Source organism: Allobosea sp. RCC_152_1 (assembly GCF_041360765.1).
GTDB classification, from domain to species: Bacteria; Pseudomonadota; Alphaproteobacteria; order Rhizobiales; family Beijerinckiaceae; genus Allobosea; species Allobosea spartocytisi.
In genome coordinates, this window is sequence record NZ_JBFUPU010000001.1 from 533,760 (window position 1) to 555,506 (window position 21,747).

At 66.3% G+C, this 21,747-nt stretch carries 16 protein-coding genes and 1 pseudogene; 5 read left to right on the top strand and 12 right to left on the bottom strand.

What is annotated here, in order from left to right:
• Positions 1-16: 16 nt before the first annotated feature.
• The 6 genes from AB6806_RS02510 to AB6806_RS02535 form a co-directional block, all read right to left on the bottom strand.
• The gene (locus AB6806_RS02510; RefSeq protein WP_370954042.1) at positions 17-1,474 is read right to left on the bottom strand and encodes an aldehyde dehydrogenase family protein; all 1,458 of its coding nucleotides are present in this window, start codon (positions 1,472-1,474) and stop codon (positions 17-19) included.
• On the bottom strand, positions 1,471-2,748 hold the full coding sequence (locus AB6806_RS02515; protein WP_370954043.1) for an NAD(P)/FAD-dependent oxidoreductase: 1,278 nt from the start codon (positions 2,746-2,748) through the stop codon (positions 1,471-1,473). The genes AB6806_RS02510 and AB6806_RS02515 overlap by 4 nt, the downstream gene beginning before the upstream one ends.
• A 50-nt stretch (positions 2,749-2,798) precedes the next feature.
• Positions 2,799-3,950, bottom strand: a complete 1,152-nt coding sequence (locus tag AB6806_RS02520; RefSeq protein WP_370954044.1) for an alanine racemase — start codon at positions 3,948-3,950, stop codon at positions 2,799-2,801.
• Positions 3,951-3,960: 10 nt separating this feature from the next.
• Positions 3,961-4,830: a GNAT family N-acetyltransferase gene (locus AB6806_RS02525; RefSeq protein WP_370954045.1), complete on the bottom strand. Its 870-nt coding sequence runs from the start codon at positions 4,828-4,830 to the stop codon at positions 3,961-3,963.
• Positions 4,831-5,288: 458 nt separating this feature from the next.
• Positions 5,289-6,164 carry a GNAT family N-acetyltransferase gene (locus tag AB6806_RS02530; RefSeq protein ID WP_370954302.1) on the bottom strand — a complete coding sequence of 292 codons (876 nt, stop codon included), beginning with the start codon at positions 6,162-6,164 and terminating at the stop codon, positions 5,289-5,291.
• 174 nt (positions 6,165-6,338) lie between these two features.
• Positions 6,339-7,673 carry an NAD(P)/FAD-dependent oxidoreductase gene (locus AB6806_RS02535; RefSeq protein ID WP_370954303.1) on the bottom strand — a complete coding sequence of 445 codons (1,335 nt, stop codon included), beginning with the start codon at positions 7,671-7,673 and terminating at the stop codon, positions 6,339-6,341.
• 329 nt (positions 7,674-8,002) lie between these two features.
• Between AB6806_RS02535 and AB6806_RS02540 the strand changes: the two are divergent.
• A pseudogene (locus AB6806_RS02540) lies at positions 8,003-8,397 on the top strand (integrase core domain-containing protein); the annotation flags it as partial.
• Between the two features lie 80 nt (positions 8,398-8,477).
• On the opposite strand, the gene AB6806_RS02545 reads toward AB6806_RS02540, so the two are convergent.
• The 3 genes from AB6806_RS02545 to AB6806_RS02555 all read right to left on the bottom strand — a co-directional run bounded on the left by AB6806_RS02545 (position 8,478) and on the right by AB6806_RS02555 (position 11,150).
• On the bottom strand, positions 8,478-9,446 hold the full coding sequence (locus tag AB6806_RS02545) for a quinone oxidoreductase family protein (RefSeq protein WP_370954046.1): 969 nt from the start codon (positions 9,444-9,446) through the stop codon (positions 8,478-8,480).
• Positions 9,447-9,540: 94 nt separating this feature from the next.
• Entirely contained in the window at positions 9,541-10,275 is a 735-nt protein-coding gene (locus AB6806_RS02550) for an SDR family NAD(P)-dependent oxidoreductase (protein WP_142020488.1), read from the bottom strand.
• A gap of 38 nt (positions 10,276-10,313) precedes the next feature.
• Positions 10,314-11,150 (bottom strand): alpha/beta fold hydrolase, encoded by an 837-nt coding sequence (locus AB6806_RS02555; protein WP_185747810.1) that lies wholly within the window; start codon positions 11,148-11,150, stop codon positions 10,314-10,316.
• A gap of 326 nt (positions 11,151-11,476) precedes the next feature.
• Between AB6806_RS02555 and AB6806_RS02560 the strand changes: the two genes are divergently transcribed.
• Positions 11,477-12,370 (top strand): LysR family transcriptional regulator, encoded by an 894-nt coding sequence (locus AB6806_RS02560; RefSeq protein ID WP_142020490.1) that lies wholly within the window; start codon positions 11,477-11,479, stop codon positions 12,368-12,370.
• Positions 12,371-12,576: 206 nt separating this feature from the next.
• Here the strand turns inward: AB6806_RS02560 and AB6806_RS02565 are convergent, their stop codons facing one another.
• The 3 genes from AB6806_RS02565 to AB6806_RS02575 form a co-directional block, all read right to left on the bottom strand.
• Positions 12,577-13,974 (bottom strand): alginate export family protein, encoded by a 1,398-nt coding sequence (locus AB6806_RS02565; protein ID WP_210245558.1) that lies wholly within the window; start codon positions 13,972-13,974, stop codon positions 12,577-12,579.
• 148 nt (positions 13,975-14,122) lie between these two features.
• Positions 14,123-14,776 (bottom strand): hydrolase, encoded by a 654-nt coding sequence (locus AB6806_RS02570; RefSeq protein ID WP_038362037.1) that lies wholly within the window; start codon positions 14,774-14,776, stop codon positions 14,123-14,125.
• 295 nt (positions 14,777-15,071) lie between these two features.
• A complete protein-coding gene (locus tag AB6806_RS02575) occupies positions 15,072-16,085 on the bottom strand; it encodes a LysR family transcriptional regulator (RefSeq protein WP_081925315.1) in 1,014 nt (337 codons plus the stop codon).
• A gap of 108 nt (positions 16,086-16,193) precedes the next feature.
• Between AB6806_RS02575 and AB6806_RS02580 the strand changes: the two genes are divergently transcribed.
• The 3 genes from AB6806_RS02580 to AB6806_RS02590 all read left to right on the top strand — a co-directional run bounded on the left by AB6806_RS02580 (position 16,194) and on the right by AB6806_RS02590 (position 21,537).
• Complete coding sequence (locus AB6806_RS02580; RefSeq protein ID WP_112764159.1) at positions 16,194-17,030, top strand: alpha/beta hydrolase fold domain-containing protein; 837 nt, start codon at positions 16,194-16,196, stop codon at positions 17,028-17,030.
• A 50-nt stretch (positions 17,031-17,080) separates the two neighbouring features.
• Positions 17,081-18,280: an efflux RND transporter periplasmic adaptor subunit gene (locus AB6806_RS02585; RefSeq protein WP_370954047.1), complete on the top strand. Its 1,200-nt coding sequence runs from the start codon at positions 17,081-17,083 to the stop codon at positions 18,278-18,280.
• 77 nt (positions 18,281-18,357) lie between these two features.
• A complete protein-coding gene (locus tag AB6806_RS02590) occupies positions 18,358-21,537 on the top strand; it encodes an efflux RND transporter permease subunit (protein ID WP_142020492.1) in 3,180 nt (1,059 codons plus the stop codon).
• Positions 21,538-21,747: the final 210 nt, after the last annotated feature.

The following is a 21,747-nucleotide window of genomic DNA, read 5'->3' on the forward strand; positions in this document are numbered from 1 at the left end:
TCTCCGCTCCCCGGTCCTAGCTGTAGAAGCCGAGGACGGCCTTCGTTTCCAGATATTCCTCCATGCCCTCGCGCCCGTATTCCCGGCCATTGCCCGAACGCTTGTAGCCGCCGAAAGGAGCATTCGGATCCCAGTCCGGCGCGTTGAGATGAACCTGTCCGGCGCGAATCCGGGAGGCGACTTCGCGCACCGCTTTCATCTCGGTTCCCTGCACATGGGCGCCGAGGCCGTAGACCGTATCGTTCGCGATCTCTACCGCCTCCTCGACCGTGTCATAGGGTAGGATGGCCAGGACGGGTCCGAAGATCTCCTCCTGTGCGATCGCCATGTCGCTGCGGACTTCGGAGAAGATCGTCGGGCGGGCGTAGAAGCCCGAGGCGATGCCCGCCGGGCGACCGGGGCCGCCCGTCACGAGTTTCGCGCCTTCGCCGATGCCCGCTTCGATCATCATCTGGACGCGCTCGAACTGGGCGCGGTTCGCGATGGGCCCGTGCGTCGTCGCCTCCAGCAGGGGATCGCCCACGACGAATTCGCCGGCGGCGGCCGCGGCCAGCGCCTCGACATCGCCGAGGCGGTCACGGGGGACCAGCATCCGTGTCGGCGCGCTGCAGGACTGGCCGAGATTGCGCATGGCCGCTGCGACGCCCAGCGGTACGCACCGGGCGAGATCGGCATCGGGCAGCACGATATTGGGCGACTTGCCGCCGAGTTCCTGCGCGACCCTCTTGACCGTCGGAGCGGCCGCCTGCGCCACGAGGACGCCCGCCCGCGTCGAGCCGGTGATCGAGACCATGTCGACCTCGAGATGCGAGGCGAGACCCTCGCCGACCACCGGTCCCGTTCCGTTGACGAGGTTGAACACACCGGGCGGGCAGCCGGCCTCGTCCATGAGTTCGGCGAAGAGGAGCGCGCTCAGGGGCGACAGCTCGCTGGGTTTGAGGACGACCGTGCAGCCTGCGGCCAGCGCCGGGCCGACCTTGGCGGTGATCTGATAGAGCGGCCAGTTCCACGGCGTGATCAGGGAACAGACGCCGATCGCCTCGCGCAGGATCGCGGTGCTGCCGCGCTGCGAGACGAAGGGGAAGTCCGCCAGATTGTCTCGCGCCACGCGCAGATGCTCGGCGGCGAGGGGAACCTGTGCCCGGCGCGCATAGGTGATGGCCGCACCCATTTCGGCGGTGAGCGCCTGCGCGATCAGCTCCGCTCGTTCCAGCACGAGCGCATGGACGCGGCTGAGAAGCGCGGCGCGTGTCGCAGGCTCTGTCCGGGACCAGCCGGAAAAAGCGCGGCGGGCCGCGGAGACCGCGGCCTCGACGTCCCCTGAACTGCCGAGCGGAATCTCCGCGATCGCCGTCTCGGTTGCGGGGTTGATGACGCAGGCTCGATCCTGACCATCGGGCTCGCGCCAGCCGCCGTCGATGTAGAAGCGGCCGAGATGCCCGCTCTCCCTGAGGTGCTGCACGGCATGGCTCATTGGAAACGGTCCTTGATCCGGTAATAGGCACCGATGAGCGGCAGGAACCAGGGCTTGCCGAAATGGCCGGGAATGGCCGGCCAGGCGAAGTCCTTCCACGGGTTCAGCTCGGCACGCCCGTCCATGACCTCGGCCATGATGGTGCCCATGAGCGTCGACATCTGCGTGCCGTGGCCGCTGTAGCCCATCGAGTAGTAGACACCGTCGCGCTCGCCGGCGCGCGGGAGGCGGTCACGCGTCATGTCGACCATGCCGCCCCAGCAATAGTCGATGCGCGCGTCACGCAGCGCGGGAAAGACGTCGTTCAGCGCGGCGCGCAGGATCGCGCCGCTCTTCTCGTCGGATGCCGGGTTGGATACGGCGAAGCGCGCCCGGCCGCCGAACAGCAGGCGGTTGTCGGGGGTCGTCCGGAAATAGTTGACGAGGTTCCTGGTATCGACCGCGTTACGGCGGCGCGGCGTCAGCTTGTCGAGAAGGTCGACAGGCAACGGCTCCGTCACGATCAGGAACGCCCCGACGGGTACGATCCGGCGGCGCACCCAGCCCAGCGGGCCGGCCTGCGAGATGCCGCTGGCCAGCAGCACCTGCCGGGCGGTGACGTCTCCCTTCGACGTCGCGACGACGTGGCCACCGCCAGGAGCCGGCTTCAGCCCGATCATCGGCGTGCGCTCATGGATCGTGACGCCACGCCGCGCCGCGGCCTCTGCGAGGCCGCGCACGAAGCGGCCGATATGGATGCTGGCGCTCTTGCGATAGATCAGGCCGCCATAGTAGCGCCCGGAGCCGACCTCGGAGGCGAGGTTCGCGCGGCTCACCATCTCGGTATCGGGATCGACATGGGCGGCGAGAAGATCCTGGGCCCGCGCCAGCTTGTCGTAGTGCTCTGGCTTGGCCGCGAGCTTGATCTTGCCGACGCGGGCGAAGCTGCAGTCGATGCCCTCCTCGGCAACGAGGCGCTCGACAGTGTCCACCCCTGCATCGAAGGCACGGTAGAGGCGGTCGGCCGTTTCATGGCCGAGCCTTTGCGACATGATGCCGTAATCCTGCGCGAAGCCGTTGTTGCACATGCCGCCATTGCGCCCCGAGGCGGCATGGCCGATCGTCTCGGCTTCCAGCAGGATCACCCGCGCGCCCTTCTTCGCGAGCGCCAGGGCGGCGGAAGAGCCGGTCAGGCCGCCGCCGATCACGGCGACGTCATAGCGGCCTTGAACCGGCCCTTCGGTGCCGCCCGAGAAGGGGATCGACGTATCCAACCAGTAGGATGTGAGCTTCATCGGACCCTGGTCTCTCTCGAAGTGGAAGACGGGTTGGCGGGCTGCAGTGCCTACCAGCCGCGCATCCGCGGCCACTCGGCAGCGATCGCTCTCGCGGGTCCGAAGACGACGTGATAGCGCTCGTGCTGCGCACCGGTGGCGCAGGCATGGTTGGGCATGATCCGGACCTTGGCGCCGACGGGCAGGTCAGGCAGCGCCTGCGAGGAGCCGGAGCGGATCACCAGCGTGCCATGTTCCTGGCTGGCATGGGCCACGATCAGATCGGGGTAGGGTCTGCCGTCGAGATCGCAGACGATCCCATAGCCCTGGTCGACGCGCTGGGCCGCCGTGCCGCGGTCGCGCGACAGGGCCATCCAGCCGGCATCGACCATGATCCAGCCCTTTTCCGGCCGCTTCCCGATCACGGTGGCGAGGACGGAAAGCGCGAGATCGTCGGTCGTGCAGACCCCGACGCCATGCATCACGAGATCGAAGAACATGTAGACGCCGGCTCGCATTTCCGTGACGCCGTCGAGCGCCTTGGCAAAATGGGCAGTGGGCGTCGAGCCGACGCTGACGACAGGGCATTCGTGCCCGGCGGCCCGCAGCCGCTGCGCGGCCTCGACGGCGACGGCCCGCTCGTTCTCGGCCGCTGCCTGGAGCGCTTCGGGCGTATGCAGCGCATAGGATTCGCCGGCATGGGTCAGGACGCCCGCGAGCGTGACGCCCGCCGCATCCAGAGCCGCGGCGACGCCGAGGAGGTTGGGGTCGGTGACCAGAAGCCCGCCACGATGGCCGTCGCAGTCGATCTCGATCAGGGCAGCCGGCGTCACGCACGCCGCGCGGCCGGCCTCGCCCAGGATCGCCGCCTGCTCCCGCGTGTCGAGCAGGACCTTGATATCGATGCCGGCCTTGCGCAGGCGCATGGCTCGTGCGGCCGTATGGGGCGAGACGCCGACGGCATAGGTCATGTCGCGATAGCCGTGGCCCGCGAAATACTCCGCTTCAGCCAGGGTGGAGACGGTGATCGGGCCGGGTCCGTTCGGAAACGCCCGGCTTGCGACGTCGATGGACTTGGCCGTCTTCATGTGCGGACGCAGCGCGACGCCCTGTTCGGCCATGCGCGCCGCGAGGCGGGCGAGATTGCGGTCGAGTCGGGATGCGTCGAGAACGAGCGCTGGTGTTTCCAGAGTGTCGAGCGTGGTGGCGTCGGATGGCGGCATTCCGATGCTCCTAATTGAACGACTGATTGGACAAGGCGAAGACACGCGCCGGCCCGGTCGGCGGCAGGGTGCCGCGGACCATGGTGAGCGCATCGCTGACCAGCGAGAGGCCGATCTCTTCGAGCCAGGGCGACAGCTCGTCGGTTGCGGCGGTATCGATGCGAACGAAACACCCTTCGAGACGGGCCAGCGCCGCTTCGATCAGAAGGCGCGCCTCGGGGGGCGTCTGCGCGACCACGGGGCCGACGACGTGTCCGCGGCCGAAGCGGCGGCTGATCACATAGCCGGCCACCTCGCCGTCGCGGAGAAGGACCTGCGCCTCGCCGGCCTCGACGAGCAGCCGCAGAAGTGTCCGCCTCTCGGAACCGGTCGCCTGGCGATCGAGGCGGGCGACGGCGTCGAAGTCGGATGGCTGCAACGGGCGGACAAGATCGACCGGCGGCGCCTTGTGGCGACCTTTCGGGACGCCCTGGTGCTGGTGGATGATGCCGACGGGCCGGAAGCTGCGCCGCTCGTAGAGCGGCCGCCCCTGCGTCGTGGAATTCAGAAGAAGGGTCCGCGTTCCCGCCGCAGCCAGGAGCGCGTCCATCAGTCGGGCGCCGAAGCCGTGTCCCTGAGCCTTACCGGAGACGATGATCATGCCGATTGTCGCGAAGGCCTCGCCATCGGGAAACCAGGCGGCCGTTCCGATCACCTCGCCGCCGCGCACCATGGCGAAGCCCTGGCCCAGCGTCATGGCAAAGGCCCAGTCTTCGAGCCGGTAGGGCCAGGACATTTCCTGCGACAGCTTGAGCGCTCCTGCGAGATGTTCCGACGAGAAAGCCGTCAGGATCGCGTCGTCGGCTCTGTTCCGCAGCCCCTGGGGGATGGTCGATGGCATGATGGGTGCAAGCTTCTCGAAGACGTTTCCGGCCAGTTGGGGATCGCCGGCGCGCTCGCTTTCCCAGGCGAGCCATTCCCTTCGATGCCGCGCTCCCACCTGGCAGAAGATGGTCCGCGGCGCGCCGCAGTTCCCGCTGCAAAGTGGAGCCTTTCCGGCATCTTCATCTGAAGCTTCCGGCTTTGCGGCACGAATGCCGAACGTCCCCTCAACCCTTTTGGCCCGGCTCCGATGGAGGCGGCCAAGGGGGCACGGGTCTGGTCCCGCCGGGTCACGTCGATGTCGAGGAGAGGAGCGGGGGAGGCCCGGACCTTCCGCGGCATCCGGCGTGCGCGCGAAGCGGTTCGCGAGATCTATGTGTGCGTCTGCCGGCCGATCCGGCCGAAGCCTTTCCGGCGCGACGCGGGAGCGTGTTGTGTCCGCCGAGCCAGGCCGGCGGGCGGCGCAACGGCTCGAGCTTACCCAAGGGCGTGGCCGGCCAAGCCGAAGACCAACGGCTCACCCGGCTTCTCGTTCAGGAAGCGGCGCCCCTTTGACATGGTCGTGACGGTATCGGTGACGGAAAGTCCGTTGCGCCGGAGAAACGCGGCGAACGCGCCTGTGGAGCGCGTGTCCACGCGCATGAATCGGCCTCCGAACGTCTCGAGATGAACCGCTGCAAGATGGATCGCGTCATCATCGTTCGACGCGACAAGCGGGCCGATGACATGTCCCTGGCCGAACGCGCGGCACATGGAGTAGCCGACGGCGACCCCGTCGCGCCGCAGCACGCGGATCGAGGCCTGTTCGGCGAGGAGTTCGAGCAGAGGTCGTCGGTCCACTCCGAACGCCGCGAGGTCGAGAGCCGCGATCTCCGCCAATCGTCCCGGTGCGAGCTCCTCGAGATGCCCGTTCAAGCGAGGCAGCGCAGGGAGCGCCGCGGAGACTCTGCCCTGGTGGAGGTGGACGATTCCTTCGTCGACGAAGGCGAGCGAACGATAGAGGGCATAGGCGGCGCGCGTGGCGTTGAGGCTGAGATGCCGGCCGCCGCATTCGGCGAAAACCCGCTCCATGAGCCAGCGCCCGTTCCCCTGCGCCTGCGTGCGCGGCGATGTGATCACGAGGCCGATCGTGGCGAAGTCGTCGCCATGCGGAAACCACATCGCGCTGCCGAAGACGCGACCGATGCCGTCCACCGCGACGATGCCCTTGCCGGCGCGGCGCAGCATCTCCCAGTCCTTGGGCCGGTGCGGCCAGCCGACACTGGTCGACAAGGCGTGCAGCAGGTTCACGTCTATCCCGTCGATGTCCCGGGCGAAGAGCTCGAAGGATTTCAATCTTACCGATTGTTGCATCTCGCAGCCCCTCCCTAGGCCAGACCGCGTAACATTCTTCTTTCGGCTTTCTTGGATAAGCCGTTGGTTGGAACCGTCGATGAGACGGCGCTGCGTCTGCTGGCCGGGATAACCTCCCCCGATGGCCGGCACAACGCCGCGCCCGTCGCTTGCCTCGTTCTGCTCCGGATCAATCTACATCATTTCGGGACGCCTGATCGCGGAGCCGTCGGAGAAGCGCGTGATCCGGAACGCATGGAGGTCGACGAACGGCTTTTCGTTCATCGCAAGCTCGCTCGCCAGACGGCCCGCTCCCGGGCCGAGGGCAAAACCGTGACCGCTGAACCCGGTGGCGATCGTGAGCCCCCGGATCACGTCCGTCGTATCGATCACCGGCACGAGATCGGGCGATGTATCGATCAGGCCCGCCCAGGCCGCAGCGACGCCGATGCCTTTCAGGGCCGGGAAGTCGGCGACGAGATTGCGGATGGCTTCGTCGACAAGGCTCCGATCGGGGGTGGGGTCCATGACCCGGATCCGCTCGAACGGTGACATCTTGTCGAAGTCCCAGCCGCCCCATGCGTCGGGGCCGTTCCAGAAACGGCTGCTGACTCGGTATTTGAGCTTTTTGGCGATCTTGGCCCGCATCATCTCGCGGAATTTCGTGGCGTAGCGGATGCCTTGCGGCGCGAGATTCACGATCCCGTGGCCGGGCACGGCGACGGTATAGCCGCCGTCGAGACGTCGCCTGAGGGCGTATCCCGCCCCCGATATGCAGCCGGCTTCGACGATCTCGGGCGCTGCGGTCGTGCGCAGGGCCGTTCCCTCGATATTGGCCACGGGAAGGTCGACGCCGTGACGACGCAGGAAGCGCGAGCTCCAGGCTCCGCCGGCCAGGACGACGGCGTCGGCCTGAACGAGTCCGCGCTCCGTCCACACGCCCTTGACTTGCCCGTTTGCGATGTCGAGACCGCGCACGGCGCAGTTCTGGTGCAGATGGGCGCCCAGCGCCTTGGCGCCTGTGGCGATGGCGGGAGCCGCCAGGCTGGGCTCGGCCTTGCCGTCAGTCGGAGACCAGATCGCCCCGACCCATGGGCTGGTGCTGCCCTTCATGCGTTCGCGCGTCTGGCTCGCGGATAGCGTCTCGTTGGTGAAGCCGTATTCCCGGGCCTTCTGGCTCCACGTCTCCCAACGCGCCAGTTCGGCCGGGTCCCGCGTGGGATAGAAGCAGCCGGCGCGACGGAAGCCGAGATCGGTGCCGATCTCGGCGTTGAGCTCACCCCAGCGCTTCAGGCTGTAACCGGCCAGGGGCAGTTCATGGAGATCGCGATTTTGTTGGCGGACCCAGCCCCAATTGCGGCCCGACTGCTCCCCCGCCACCATGCCTTTCTCGAAAAGGGCGACGGACTGGCCTTTGCGCGCCAACTCGTAAGCCGTGGACGATCCGACGATGCCGGCGCCAACGACGACGACGTCCACCTTGGTTGGGAACCCGGCACTGTCCTGGACGCGCTGGACTTCAATTGGCATGGCTTGTCCTATCATCCATCGTCTTCGAGCCAATGCGATCATTCCGGCTCCTTCTCGTTCCGAGAAAGGAGCCGGAATGATCGCGGGCAGACAGTCACGAAGGATGTTGACGACCGGCGCGTCCCGAATGCCCGTGAAGGGAAGCGCCGCATTCCAGCCGAGACTGCCCGATCTCGCCTCCGAGTTTGCAAAAGCGCCGGTATCGGGATGCGCCGAAATGCACCGGCCAGGCAGCAGAACCTTCTGAAAAGGGGAGGGAGCTCGGCAGTTCAGACGTTCTGCGAGGTTGCTGCAGTGCGGTGCGCCGATTCCGGCGCGCGGGTCGATGGCGGATCGATCGCAGGCTCAGGTCGACCGATGTCATCAACGTCCTCTCGGACCACTTCATCCTGCGCGACGTGCCAGGACATGTGCATTCAGACAACGGCCCGGAGTTTGTCGCCAAAGCGGTGCGGACTGGATCGCGGTCGTCGGAGCGAAGTTGGCCTTCATCGAGCCGGGCTCGCCGTGGGAGATCGGCTATTGTGAGAGCTTCAACGCGAAGCTCCGCGACGAGCTTCTGGACGGCGAGATCTTCTACAGCCTCGCCGAAGCGAAGACCGTCATCGAGAGTTGGCGCCAGCACTACAACATCAGGCGCCCGCACTCCTCGCTCGGCGACAAGCCACCGGCGCCGGCAGCTATCGTGCCGTCGTCAAACATGGCAGCAAAGCCGAGCATGCATGAGATCGAAGCCGGACCACTCAATCGGGGCAGGCCAGTTCGCTGGTTTGGTCGGCACGATCATCATCCGACCTATGAGACTCATTGCCAGTTCGGGACGAGGACGACGCGCCCCAGAATGGATCCACTCTGAGCATAGGCGTGAGCCTCGGCCGCGGCCGCGAGCGGAAACGTCCTGTCCACGATCACCTTGAGATGCCCGAGCGCCGCCTGCTCCAGCATCCGGGAAACAGTGCTGTAGACATCCGGCTTTTCGAACTGCGTCCCCATGAACACGCCGAAGAGCGACCGGTTCGCCTGCAGCGCTGGCCAAAGATCAATGGTGAGCTGAGACCCGCCGGCGTTGCCGACGAAGACCAGACGCCCCTCGGGGCGCAGCGCGGCGAGTGAAGCTTGCAGGGTGGTTCCGACCGGGTCCACCACGAGGTCCACGCCGCGCCCTTCCGTCAGACGCATGACGGTATCGACGACGTCGGCCGAGCGATGATCGATCGCATGATCGAGGCCAAGCGCGACGAGGCGGCCGGCCCGCCTGTCCCCGGAGACCGTTGCCAGCACAGTCGCGCCCGCGTGGTGCGCGAGCTGGATGGCGGCGAGCCCGACGCCTCCGGCGCCTGCCTGGATGAGGACAGTCTCGCCGCGTTTCAAGCCGCCCCGAGCGAAGAGACAATGATGGGCGGTTCCGAACGCGATCGGCAGCGCAGCGGCGGCCGCCATGTCGAGTCCCTCCGGCACAGGCCAGGTCCGGCTGGCGGCGACGGCGCGCAGCTCCGCGTGCGACCCGGCGAGATCGAAGCTCGTCACCTTCTGGCCCACATGGCGATCCCTTACCTTCTCTCCGACCGCGATGATTTCGCCGGCGGCCGCATAGCCGAGGACGAAGGCAGGATGGGGCGGTGGCGTGGACGCGCGATTGATCAGGTCGCCGCCCTCGATGGCGGCCGCCTCGACGCGGATCAGGACACCATCGCTTGGGCAGACCGGATCGGGGACATCCACAGAACGAAGGACATCCGGCGGGCCAGGATGTTCATAGATGGCTGCTTTCATGGTTCTTCCGCTGCGCGAGCGTCGCCTGAGGAACGGTTAGACCTATCGGCAAGGCGGCCGCACAAGTCTCGAAGTCCCGGGCAGCCAGAGACGCCTACACCTGGGCGATGCCACCATCGGCGAAGACCTCGCTCCCGGCGATGAAGCTGCTGTCGCTCGAAGCGAGGAATGCCGCGACCGCGCCGATCTCATCCGGATCAGCGATGCGCCCGACAGGCGTCGCCTTCGCAAGCGCCGCGACACCTTCGTCGCCCATGAGCTCCAGCGCCTTTTCAGTCCGTGTGCCGCCGGGCGAGAGCACGTTCACGCGGATTCCCCTGTCGGCGAGTTCCGGTGTCCAACTGCGCGCGAAGCTGCGGACCGCGGCCTTTGTTGCGGCATACAGGCTGAAATTCGGAAACGCCTTCACCGACGCGCTCGACCCGGTCAGAATGATGGATCCGCCTTCACCCATAAGCGGCAAGGCGCCCTGGACGGTGAGCAGCAAGCCTTTCACGTTCGCGCCGAAGACTCGATCGAACTGGTCGCTGGCGATCTGCCCAAGCGGCGTCGGTTCCGAGATGGCGGCGTTTGCGAGCAGGATATCGACCTTGCCGCGCTCCTTTCTGACGGCTGCGAATAGTCGGTCGAGATCCGCGGTCTCGTTGATCGAGCCGGCGACGGCCCGCGCATTCGGTCCGAGTTTCGCCACTGCTTTATCAAGTGCCGACTGGGTGCGGCCGAAAAGGAACACGAAGGCGCCTTCCTCGATGAACCGCTTGGCCGATGCGAAGCCGATCCCGGTCGCGCCGCCCGTTACGACCGCCGTCTTGCCGTTAAGCCTGCTCATTTGGTCATCCTCCTGTAGAGCCGCGCCCCGCAGCCAGGTCAGCCCGCGACGAACTTCAGAAGGTCGGCGTTCAGCACGTCGGCGTTCACCGTCAGCATCCCGTGCGAGAAACCGGGATAGGTCTTCAACGAGCCTTTCGGCAGCAGCTTGACCGCCTTCAAAGCCGAGGCTGCGATCGGAACGACCTGGTCGTCTTCGCCGTGCAGCACCAGCGTCGGTACGGTGATCGCCTTGAGGTCCTCGGTCTGGTCGGTTTCCGAGAAGGCCTTGATGCCGTCATAATGCGCCTTGGCGCTCCCCATCATGCCCTGCCGCCACCAGTTCTGGATCACGCCTTCATGGACCGTCGCGCCCTTGCGGTTGAAGCCGTAGAACGGGCCTGACGGGACGTCGCGGAAGAATTGCGCGCGGTTGCTGGCCAGTGCCGCCCGAAAGCCATCGAAAACCGACATCGGCGTGCCTTCGGGGTTGTCGCCGGTTTTCAGCATGAGCGGTGGAATGGCGGCGACGAGAACGGCCTTGGCCACCCGACCTGCCGGTCCACCATGCCGCGCCACGTACCGTGCCACTTCGCCACCACCGGTGGAATGGCCGATGTGAACCGCGTTCTTCAAGTTCAGCGCCTCGGCGACCGCGAACGCGTCTGCCGCGTAGTGATCGATGTCGTGACCGCCGGGGACCTGCTCCGAGCGTCCGTGGCCGCGCCGGTCATGCGCCACGACGCGATATCCCTTCGACAGGAAGAACAGCATCTGCGCGTCCCAGTCATCGGAGCTGAGCGGCCAGCCGTGATGGAAAACGATCGGCTGGGCGTCCTTGGGACCCCAGTCCTTGTAGAAAATCTGAACGCCGTCGTCGGTCGTGACAAAGCCCATGGGGTGTTTTCCTGCGTGAACATCGTGGGTGATCGGCCCCGCGGCATGCGCAGCGCCTGGCGAAAAGGTGAAGCTCGCGGCGAGCGCCGAAGCCGAGATCACGGCTTCGCGGCGGCTGAGCGGCACGCGCGGAGCGGAGTTGGGAGGCATCGAAGGTTCTCCGCGAGTTCATCAAAAAGGCGGCGCTTACGCCGTCGCCGCACATGAACGGTCTGTCATCGCAGGCAGATCGAGCCCGCCGCTGTCCGAGGTAATCTGCCGTTCCTTTCAGTGACGAGGTAGTGCCATAATCAGGCACACTGTGTCGCGAAATGGGGAACGTTGAATTGGATATCGAAGATCTGCAGACATTCGTCGCAGTGGCCGATGCCGGCGGGGTATCGGCGGCCGCGCGACGGCTCGGCATCGCAAAATCGATCGTTAGCCGTCGGCTCCTCCGCATCGAGGCAGAAATCGGCGTTCAGCTTCTTGCGAGGACGACGCGGGGCGCCGCGCTTACGGAAGCGGGAGCGACGTTCAGGGATCATGCGGCCAGAGCCAGCGCCGAGATCAATACGGCCAGGGAAGCGATCCACCCCACCGGTGAACTGCGGGGCCGCCTCCGGGTTGCCATGCCGCTGACTTTCGGCCCGACCCATTTCGCTCCCGTGCTCGCGGAAATGGCACGCCAGCACCCGCAGCTCCACCTCCATACATCCTACAGCGATCGCTTCGTCGATCTGATCGCCGAAGGTTTCGATTGCGCGATCCGGGGCGGCTACCTTCAGGACTCCAATCTGATCGCGAAGCGCGTCGGACCGATCCATGGGAAGCTCGTCGCGAGCCCGAATTATATCGCGGTGCACGGGTCGCCCGAATCTCTGGACGAACTCGTGACCCATCCGGCCCTGATGCAAGGAACGGAAACCTGGCAGTTCATGGATGGCGACAAGATCGTCACGATTCAGCCGCAGGGCCGGTTCAAGGCCGACAGCGCCACAGCGCTCGCGGCAGCCGCGGTGGCGGGTCTCGGCATCGCCTGGCTCCCCGATTGCATCACATATGGACATGTGGCCTCCGGTGCGCTGGTGCCGATCATGACACGCTATCCGGTCCCTCCGGGGGCCGCCTATGTGGTCCGCCCGCCGGGTCAGCACCCATCGCGAAAAGTCAGGGTGCTGACCGAGATGCTGCTCGAGTACTTCGCGCAGAATCCGGAAATCTGGGGTCGCGATCGGTGAAACATCGCCCGGCAGAAGAGGCGGCAATGTCAACCGAACCGCCGATCGAAATCTCCGGGCGGAACTCTCGCCTCGCTGAGCCGGGGCGCTAAGGCTCGGCGGGCATCGGACCCGCGACCCTTTGGACCAGCCGGGCGTCGATCCTCGGGCTCATCCACCGGCGCGGCTTGGGGAGATGGGTTCGAGAGAAGCGAAGGACGGCATGGTCAGAATCGATAGTTCGCCATGACGCCGACGAGCTTGATGAGCTGAGCCGGGCCGGTCTCCCGAATGAACGTTCCCGGATCGAAGACGCCGACCGAGGCTGCCAGATTGAGCTCCGGCGTGGCCTGCCAGGCGACGGCGATCTCGGCCTGCGTTCCGATGAAGCGCGCATCGCTGCCCCTGCCGCTTCGTACGAGCGCCCCCGAGATCGCGTAGATGCCGTCCCCGGTGCTCTGTCGCCAATAGGCCGACCCCGACAGCGACAGCTCGACGTCCTTGCGCGGATGGATCGTGATGGAAGGCCGAAGCTGGATCAGGTTGCGCGGCCCGATCGGCGACTGGGACACGAAGTACTTGCCCCTTGGAAAGAGGGGATTGAGCGTTCCCAGTTTCGGATCGTCCGGATCGTCGTCGCCCGAAATCACGTCGGCGGCGAGCCTGAGGTCGGGCTGCAGCGGAGCCTGGGCAAAGCGATAGCCGATCTCGCCGCCGATGCCCCATGCCGCCCTGCGGTGGCCTGCGAACGTTCCGTTCTGAACGGCGGCCTCGAGGTTCCAGTATGAGGAGCCGGTGTCTCCGAATATGCGGGTGCCGAAGGTGTGGACCAGCTCTTTCCCGGTTCCCTGATCGTAGACCGCGTTCCGGTCTCGCAGCCCCAGGTAGTAGACGTCGAAGCCTTTCGCTCGACCATCTCCCAGCCATTGCGTCGCATAGACGCCCCAGAGGGATTTCTGGGTCGACGTCCGATCGTCGAAACTGTCGAGCCGGTTGTCGACCGGACGAACGGCGAGGGCCGTGACCTGCCGGGTCGGGGCCGTCAGAGACATGTCGAAGCCGTCGAAGGCCTGAGGGATATTGGGACCGTAGCGCGTGTCGACGAAGCGCCCCGCGCCCAGCGAGATCAGCTTGCGACCTGCCGACATCCGCAGCGAGGTCGCCTCCGCGACATCCGCCTCCACCTCGACGAAGGCCTGCAGCATATCCGCACCGGTCGTATCGACGGGTCGCTTGGCGCGGCGCACGCCCGAAATCCCGGAGATGATGGGCTGGGCGAACAGGCGCAGCTTCCCGACATGGAAATCGGCATAGGGCATGAAGCGATGCCAGACATAGCCGTCGTGCGGCGCTTCACCCCAACGGGGATTGGCATAGCCTTCGTAGCGCGATCGGATTTCGAGGCCTGTCGTGAGATAGGCCGATCCATCCGTGCTCAGGGGGATGTATTTGAACGGCTCCGTCCACCGCCCCGTCCGCCGGGCGGGGTCTGCCAGATAAGACCAGCTTTCGGGGTAACGCTCGATCGTCAAGGTCGGGGCGCGGCCGATATCGGTCCCGACCTGTGCCTCGACCTGTGTCGCACCGACGATCATCGCGACGACGAAGCCCCGGATCGACGTCACCGGCAGTCGCCAGCCGCTCCCGCTGGAGCGACGCGATCGATGCTCGGCGTGCCCACGTCCGGCCGAGCGTTGAGATGGGATGACGGATCCCGACAAGCATTCAACTGAAGCGGAATGCATCGCGCGGGATCTCGTCATCCCGCTTCGATCAGCCGGCGGCCTTCGGCGCCGGCGTGTTGAGCAGCTGCTGCTCCCACAGATAGGCGATGCCGCTGCCGCCGAAGTGATCGATCAGAATCTGTGTCAGCTCTTCGACATGCTCCGTGCGTGCCCAGTCGCGCTGCCATTCGCCGGCGAGCGCCATCACCGTCATCGGGTTCGCGCCGGCCGCGATCATTCGCTGAATGGCCACTTCGTGAGATTCCTTCGAAATGCCGCCCGACGCGTCGGTGATCACGGTCACGTCCCAGCCTTCGCCGGCGGCCTGGATGACAGGCATTGCGACGCAGACTTCGGTCCACAGGCCGGCGATGATCAGCTGCTTGCGGCCGGTCGCCTTGACGACGCTCACGACATTCTCGTCCTCCCAGGTGTTCACCCAGGTGCGATCGATGACGTCCTGACCCGGAAATACGTCGGTGATCTGTTTGAAGAGAAGGCCACCGCGCGCCGCGATCACGCTGGTGAGAATGGTCGGAACATCGAAGGCTTTCGCGAGCTTCGCAAGAGCCGTTGTATTGTTCACGACCATATGAGGGTCGTGGCTGTTCAGGTTGGCAAGCTGATAGGGTTGATGGTCGATCAGAACGAGAACCGAGTCTTCGGGACGAAGGAGCGAGTTCAGGCCGTTGCGGAAGGTCATTTCCAATCCTTCTACTGAGATCATCGGTGGTGTGAGTGCGTGCGAAGCCCTGTAGCGCCGGGCTCACGGCGCATTTCTGCCGTTCCATCCGGCGTCTCGGTAGTCTCACCGGGCGCGAAACTGTGTCCTGCAAGGAGGAACGCCAGCGGGGAGACCGAGGATCTGCAAAGGATTGTTGGGATCGCGATGGCGTAGGCGTGTCGACGGCCGCGCAGACTGGCCGTGAGATCGGCCGTCAGATTGGCGCCGGTCCGCTCCGCGACTGTATCCGCAAGGTCGCTGGCGGCGAGGAAAGCTACGCGCTGCTGTTCGAAGAGAGCTGACGGGCCTTCGGCGGCATCGGCGTAGGTATTGCTGGAAGAATCTCCGGCAGGCAGCCGGGCAGGGAGTCGGCGTTGCGCGACAGGACCAGTTCCTCGCGCGCGAACAGCTCCGCCAGCCAATCGACGAAGACGCGCACCTTGTTGCTGAGATGGCGGTTCGGCGGATAGACGATGTGCAGCGGCTTCGGCGCTGCGCACCAGTCCAGCAGCAGCGGCACGAGCCGCCCATCGGCGATCGGCACGCGGGCCATGAAGGTCGGCAACTGCATGATGCCGTGGCTGGCGAGCCCGGCGGCGAGATAGCCCATGCCGTCATTGAGCGCGATCGTGTAGCGCCCGCTGAGCTCGATCGTCTCGTTCTGGTTCTGGTAGATCAGCGGCAGCACCCGGCCGCCGAGCGCCGGCCGATAGGCGACGATCTGGTGGCCATCCTCGATATCGCGCGGATGGACCGGCGTGCCGAACCGCGCCAGATAGTCCGGCGTGGCGCAGGTGATCAGTTGCATCTCGCCGATCCGCCGCGCGATCAGGCTCTGGTCGACGATCTCGCCGGCCCGCACGGCGCAGTCCAGGTTCTCGCCGATCAGGTCGGCCGGCCGGTCGCTCAGGCCGAGATCGAGCTGGATGTCGGGATAGCGCGCATGAAACTCATGCAGCGCGGGGATGATGACCGAGACTGCCAGCGACGAGCTGCAATCGACTCGCAATCGCCCGCTCGGTCGCGCCTGCGCCAGCGTCAGACTCGCGTCGAGCTCCGAGAGTTCGTCGAGCAGCCGCAGCGCCCGTTCGTAATAGGCCGCGCCATCCATGGTCACGGTCACGCGCCGCGTCGTCCGGTTGAGCAGCTTGGCGCGCAGATGCCCCTCCAACTGCTGGATCAGCTTGGTGACGGTCGGCTTCGGCATGTCCAGAAGATCGGCGGCACGCGTGAAGGTCCCGGTCTCGACGACCCGCACGAAGGCCCGCATCGCGGCAAGCTGGTCCATACGCCCTCGGATTATTTCCGTACGTGAACAATGAATAAGCAAATAGCGTATTTATTCGGAAATGCCGATTCACTATTTCGTGCTGCAACGCAACAGCGAGGGTGCGCCATGCCCGCGATCGCCGCGCAGAAACTGCAACCGGTCCTTTCCGTCTTCTGGCGGGAGGAAACCCTGAGCGCCCGTGGAGAGAGCTTCACCGGCCGGCTCTACGTGCCTGCCGAGGTGCCGGAGAATGCCGGGCTCGTGCTCCATCTGCATGGCGGCCACTTCAACAGCGGCTCGCCGGCCGAGGGGCAAGCCGTCGCCACGGCGCTGACGGAAGCCGGCGCGGTCGTGTTCTCGCTCTCCTATCCGCTCGCGCCGGTCCAGCGCTTCCCCGAAACGCTGGAGCGCATCTATGCAGCGCTCGAGGCTCTCGCCAGGGGGCGCAATCGCTGGGCGACGCGCGGCGCACCGCTCTACATCGCCGGCGAGGAAGCCGGCGGCAATCTTGCCGCGGCGCTGGCCATGATGGCGCGCGATCGCGGCGGCCCGGCGCTCGCCGGCCAGATCCTGTTCTCGCCGATGCTCGACGCCTGCCTGGGAACCGCTTCGCTGCGCGGCGCGCAGGCGGGCCCGGTCGGCTGCCGCTGGGCCGATGGCTGGGCCGATTATCTCGGCACGCCCGAGCGCGCCGCCCATCCCTATGCCGCCCCGCTCCAAGCGACGCGCCTCGCCGGCCTGCCGCCGGCTCTGTTGATCAGCGGCCAGGACGACCCGATGCGTGACGAAGCCGCGCAATACGCCGATCGTCTCGGCCAGGCCGGCATCGCCGTCCGCCATGTCGAGTTCAACGCGCCGACCCGCTGGCCGCAGGCCTATGCGGATGCGGCCGAGGAAGGTTCCTGCCTCTGCAAGAGCTGCGGCGAGATCGCCGCCTTCTATGAACGGACCGCGCCCTCCTAGCGCTCTCCTCTTTCGAACCCCCACAGCATTTTCAAGGAAGGACCGAACCCATGATTCCGGGAACGAACCGTCGTGGCCTTTTGGCCGGCCTCACCGCCTCCGTCGCCCTGACCGCCGTTGCGGTCTTCACCCTCTCCGGCACCCGCGCGCAAGGCGATACCGCGCCCGCAGCGCCGCCCGCGATCCCCGTCTCCGTCGCGACCGTCGAAGCCCGCGAGATCGTGCCCTGGGCCGAATTCTCCGGCCGGCTCGAGGCGATCGAGCGCGTCGAACTGCGCTCGCGCGTCGCCGGCGTTGTCGAGGCCGTGCATTTCCGCGAGGGCAATCTCGTCAAGCAGGGCGACCTGCTCGTCAGCATCGACCAGGCGCCCTATCTGGCCGATCTGCAGCGGGCCGAGGCGCAGGTGCAGGGCGCGAAGGCCAGGGTGGCGCTCGCCGAAAGCGAGAACGAGCGCGGCCAGCAATTGCTGGCGACCCGCAACCTCTCCCAGCGCGACATCGATACCCGCATCAACAATCTGCGGGAGGCTCAGGCGAACCTCCAGGTCGCCGAGGCCGCCCGCCGCACGGCGCAGCTCAATCTCGATTACACCCAGATCCGTGCTCCGATCAGCGGCCGTATCGGCCGGCTCGACGTCACCGTCGGCAACCTGATTGCGGCCGGCGGCCAGGTCCTGACCTCGCTGCTCTCTGTCGATCCGATCTATGCCGCCTTCAATGCCGACGAGCGCAGCGTGCTCGATGCATTGGCCTCGCTGCCGGATGGTTCGCGCGCGCTGGAGCAGATCCCGGTCAGGCTCTCCACCGCGACGGCGCAGCCCGCGCAGTTCAGCGGCAAGCTGCACTTCGTCGATAACGGCATCGACGGCGCCAGCGGCACGGTCAGGGTGCGCGCCAGGCTCGACAACCCCGACGGCAAGCTGATGCCCGGCCAGTTCGTCCGGGTCCAGCTTGGCCAGGCCAAGGCCGAGCAGCAGCTCGTCATCAACGAGCGCGCCGTCGGCACCGACCAGAACAAGAAGTTCGTCTTCGTGGTCGGTGACGACGCCAAGGCCAGCTGGCGCGAGGTCTCGCTCGGCGCCGCCCATGACGGCCTGCGTGTCGTCACGGCCGGCCTGAAGCCGGGCGAGCGCATCGTCGTCAACGGGCTCCAGCGCGTCCGCCCCGGCGCGACGGTCGCCCCCGAGCTCGTCTCGATGGCCGAGAAGACCGAGCTCAGGAAGCCCGCGACCGAACTCGCACAACGCTGACATCAACGATCGGCTGCGGGTGCCGCGAGACGGGCCCGCAGCCGCAAGCATAAGCCGCTCGAAAGGGGGCGCTATCCATGAACCTCTCGAAATTCTTCATCGACCGGCCGATCTTCGCGGCGGTCCTCTCCGTTCTGATCTTCCTGGCAGGGTTGCTCTCGATCAGGGCCCTGCCGATCTCGGAATATCCCGAGGTAGTCCCGCCGACGGTCGTCGTGCGGGCGCAATATCCGGGTGCCAGCCCGCGCGTGATCGCCGAAACGGTGGCGACGCCGATCGAGGAGCAGATCAACGGCGTCGAAGGCATGCTCTACATGTCGAGCCAGGCGACGACGGACGGCGTGATGACGCTGAACGTCACCTTCCGCTTGGGCACCGACCCGGACAAGGCCCAGCAGCTCGTCCAGAACCGCGTCAGCCAGGCCGAGCCGCGCCTGCCCGAGGAGGTGCGTCGGCTCGGCGTCACCACGGTCAAGAGCTCGCCCGACCTGACGATGGTGGTGCACATCACCTCGCCGAACGGCCGCTACGACATGACCTATCTGCGCAATTACGCGGTGCTGAACGTCAAGGACCGGCTCGCCCGCATCGACGGCGTCGGACAGGTCCAGCTCTTCGGCTCGGGCGACTATTCGATGCGCGTCTGGCTCGATCCGCAGAAGGTCGCCGAGCACGGGCTTTCGCCCGGCGACATCGTGCGCGAGATCCGTGCCCAGAACGTCCAGGCCGCGGCCGGCGTCATCGGCGCCTCGCCCAATGCGCCGGGCCTCGACCTCCAGCTTTCGGTGAACGCCCAAGGCCGCCTCCAGACCGAGGAGCAGTTCGGCGAGATCATCGTCAAGACCGCCGCCGACGGCGCGGTCGTCCGGCTGAAGGACATCTCCCGCATCGAGCTCGGCGCTGCCGACTATGCCCTGCGCTCGCTGCTCAACGGCAAGTCGGCCGTCGCCGTGCCGGTCTTCCAGGCGCCGGGCTCGAACGCCATCGCGATCGCCGACCGCGTCCAGGAGACGATGCGCGAGATCAAGCAGAACATGCCCGAGGGCGTGGACTACTCGATCGTCTACGACACCACCCAGTTCGTCCGCGCCTCGATCAAGGCGGTGATCTCGACACTGCTGGAGGCGGTCGCGCTCGTCGTGCTCGTCGTCATCGTCTTCCTGCAGACCTGGCGCGCCTCGATCATCCCGCTCGTCGCGGTGCCGATCTCGGTCGTCGGCACCTTCGCGGTGATGTATCTGCTCGGCTTCTCGATCAATGCGCTCAGCCTGTTCGGGCTGGTGCTCGCCATCGGCATCGTCGTCGACGACGCGATCGTCGTGGTCGAGAATGTCGAGCGCAATATCGAGAACGGCCTTTCGCCGCGCGAAGCCACCTACAAGGCGATGCGCGAAGTCTCCGGCCCGATCATCGCGATCGCGCTGGTGCTGGTCGCGGTCTTCGTGCCGCTCGCCTTCATCTCGGGCTTGACCGGGCAATTCTACCGCCAGTTCGCGCTGACCATCGCGATCTCGACGGTGATCTCGGCGATCAACTCGCTCACCCTGTCGCCGGCGCTGGCCGCGCTCCTGCTCAAGGGCCACCATGCCCCGAAGGACGCGCTGACGCGGGTCATGGACAAGCTGTTCGGCTGGTTCTTCCGCGCCTTCAACCGCTTCTTCAACCGCTCGTCGGAGGCCTATGGCGGCGGCGTGCGCCGGGTGATCTCGCATCGCGCGGTGATGCTCGCGGTCTATGTCGTCATGCTCGGCGCGACGGGCGTGCTGTTCAAGGCGGTGCCGTCCGGCTTCGTGCCGGGCCAGGACAAGCAGTATCTCGTCGGCTTCGCCCAGTTGCCGGATGCCGCGACCCTCGACCGGACGGAGGATGTCATCCGCCGCATGGACGAGATCGCGCTGAAGCATCCGGGCGTCGAGAACGCGATCTCCTTCCCGGGCCTCTCGATCAACGGCTTCACCAACTCGTCCAACTCCGGCATCGTCTTCGTCGGCCTGAAGCCCTTCCATGACCGCAAGGACCCGTCCCTGAGCGGCAACGCCATCGCGATGCAGCTCAACAAGGAATTTTCAGGCATCAAGGAAGCCTTCATCGCGATGTTCCCGCCGCCGCCCGTGCAGGGCCTCGGCACGATCGGCGGCTTCAAGCTGCAGATCGAGGATCGCGCCGGCCTGGGCTATGCCGCGCTGGACGAGGCGACCAAGGCCTTCATGGGCAAAGCCGCGCAGGCACCGGAGATCGCCGGCATGTTCTCGAGCTTCCAGGTCAACGTTCCGCAGCTCTATGCCGATATCGACCGCACCAAGGCCCGTCAGCTCGGCGTGCCCGTGACGGAGGTGTTCGACACGCTGCAGACCTATCTCGGCTCGACCTATGTCAACGACTTCAACCGCTTCGGCCGCACCTACACCGTGCGCGTCCAGGCCGATGCGCCCTTCCGCGCCCTGCCGGAGCATGTTGGCCAGCTCAAGGTGCGCTCGAACAACGGCGATATGATCCCGCTCAGCGCCGTGCTGAATGTGCGCGCCGATTCCGGGCCGGAGCGCGCGATGCGCTATAACGGCTTCCTCTCGGCCGACATCAATGCCGGCGCGGCGCCGGGCTTCTCCTCAGGACAGGCGCAGGCCGCGGTCCAGCGCATCGCCGACGAAACCCTGCCCAAGGGTTTCGCCTTCGAATGGACCGAGCTGACCTATCAGGAGATCCTGGCCGGCAATTCGGCGGTGATCGTCTTCCCGGTGGCGATCCTGCTCGTCTTCCTGGTGCTGGCGGCCCAGTACGAGAGCATGACTCTGCCGATCGCGATCCTGCTGATCATCCCGATGGGCCTGCTCGCGGCTCTGACCGGCGTCTGGCTCTCGGGCGGAGACAACAACGTCTTCACCCAGATCGGCCTCGTGGTTCTCGTCGGACTATCCGCCAAGAACGCCATCCTGATCGTCGAATTCGCGCGAGAGCTCGAATTCGAAGGTAAGACACCAATCGAGGCCGCGATCGAGGCCAGCCGCCTGCGCCTGCGTCCGATCCTGATGACCTCGCTCGCCTTCGTCATGGGCGTGGTGCCGCTGGTGATCTCGACCGGGGCCGGTGCCGAGATGCGGCAGGCCATGGGCGTCGCGGTCTTCGCCGGCATGATCGGTGTCACCGCCTTCGGCATCTTCCTGACGCCGGTCTTCTACGTGCTGATGAGGAAGCTGGCGGGCAACCGCCCGCTCGCCCGGCACGATATCGAGGCGCCTGTCTTGCAGGCTGCCGAGTAAGCCGACGAGAAGCCCGCCTCCGGCCACTCCTGCCGGAGGCGGTTTCGTTTGCGCCGTCTCAGCGAGAACACCGCTGCACGGTGAGATGGGCGATCACGGTCGAGCCGCCCCGCGCGCTTCACAGCGGGGTCGATACGGTCGGAATGGTTCGTCGCGGCGATCACGGTGATGATGGTTCGTTTTAACGAACTTTTCTGTTGGCCGGCATTT

Coding starts and splice junctions, on each gene's coding strand:
- AB6806_RS02535 (WP_370954303.1), bottom strand. CDS start 7,673: ATGCCAATTGAAGTCCAGCGCGTCCAGGACAGTGCCGGGTTCCCAACC.
- AB6806_RS02580 (WP_112764159.1), top strand. CDS start 16,194: ATGCCCGCGATCGCCGCGCAGAAACTGCAACCGGTCCTTTCCGTCTTC.
- AB6806_RS02520 (WP_370954044.1), bottom strand. CDS start 3,950: ATGCCGCCATCCGACGCCACCACGCTCGACACTCTGGAAACACCAGCG.
- AB6806_RS02585 (WP_370954047.1), top strand. CDS start 17,081: ATGATTCCGGGAACGAACCGTCGTGGCCTTTTGGCCGGCCTCACCGCC.
- AB6806_RS02515 (WP_370954043.1), bottom strand. CDS start 2,748: ATGAAGCTCACATCCTACTGGTTGGATACGTCGATCCCCTTCTCGGGC.
- AB6806_RS02530 (WP_370954302.1), bottom strand. CDS start 6,164: ATGCAACAATCGGTAAGATTGAAATCCTTCGAGCTCTTCGCCCGGGAC.
- AB6806_RS02570 (WP_038362037.1), bottom strand. CDS start 14,776: ATGACCTTCCGCAACGGCCTGAACTCGCTCCTTCGTCCCGAAGACTCG.
- AB6806_RS02590 (WP_142020492.1), top strand. CDS start 18,358: ATGAACCTCTCGAAATTCTTCATCGACCGGCCGATCTTCGCGGCGGTC.
- AB6806_RS02550 (WP_142020488.1), bottom strand. CDS start 10,275: ATGAGCAGGCTTAACGGCAAGACGGCGGTCGTAACGGGCGGCGCGACC.
- AB6806_RS02510 (WP_370954042.1), bottom strand. CDS start 1,474: ATGAGCCATGCCGTGCAGCACCTCAGGGAGAGCGGGCATCTCGGCCGC.
- AB6806_RS02525 (WP_370954045.1), bottom strand. CDS start 4,830: ATGCCATCGACCATCCCCCAGGGGCTGCGGAACAGAGCCGACGACGCG.
- AB6806_RS02575 (WP_081925315.1), bottom strand. CDS start 16,085: ATGGACCAGCTTGCCGCGATGCGGGCCTTCGTGCGGGTCGTCGAGACC.
- AB6806_RS02545 (WP_370954046.1), bottom strand. CDS start 9,446: ATGAAAGCAGCCATCTATGAACATCCTGGCCCGCCGGATGTCCTTCGT.
- AB6806_RS02555 (WP_185747810.1), bottom strand. CDS start 11,150: ATGGGCTTTGTCACGACCGACGACGGCGTTCAGATTTTCTACAAGGAC.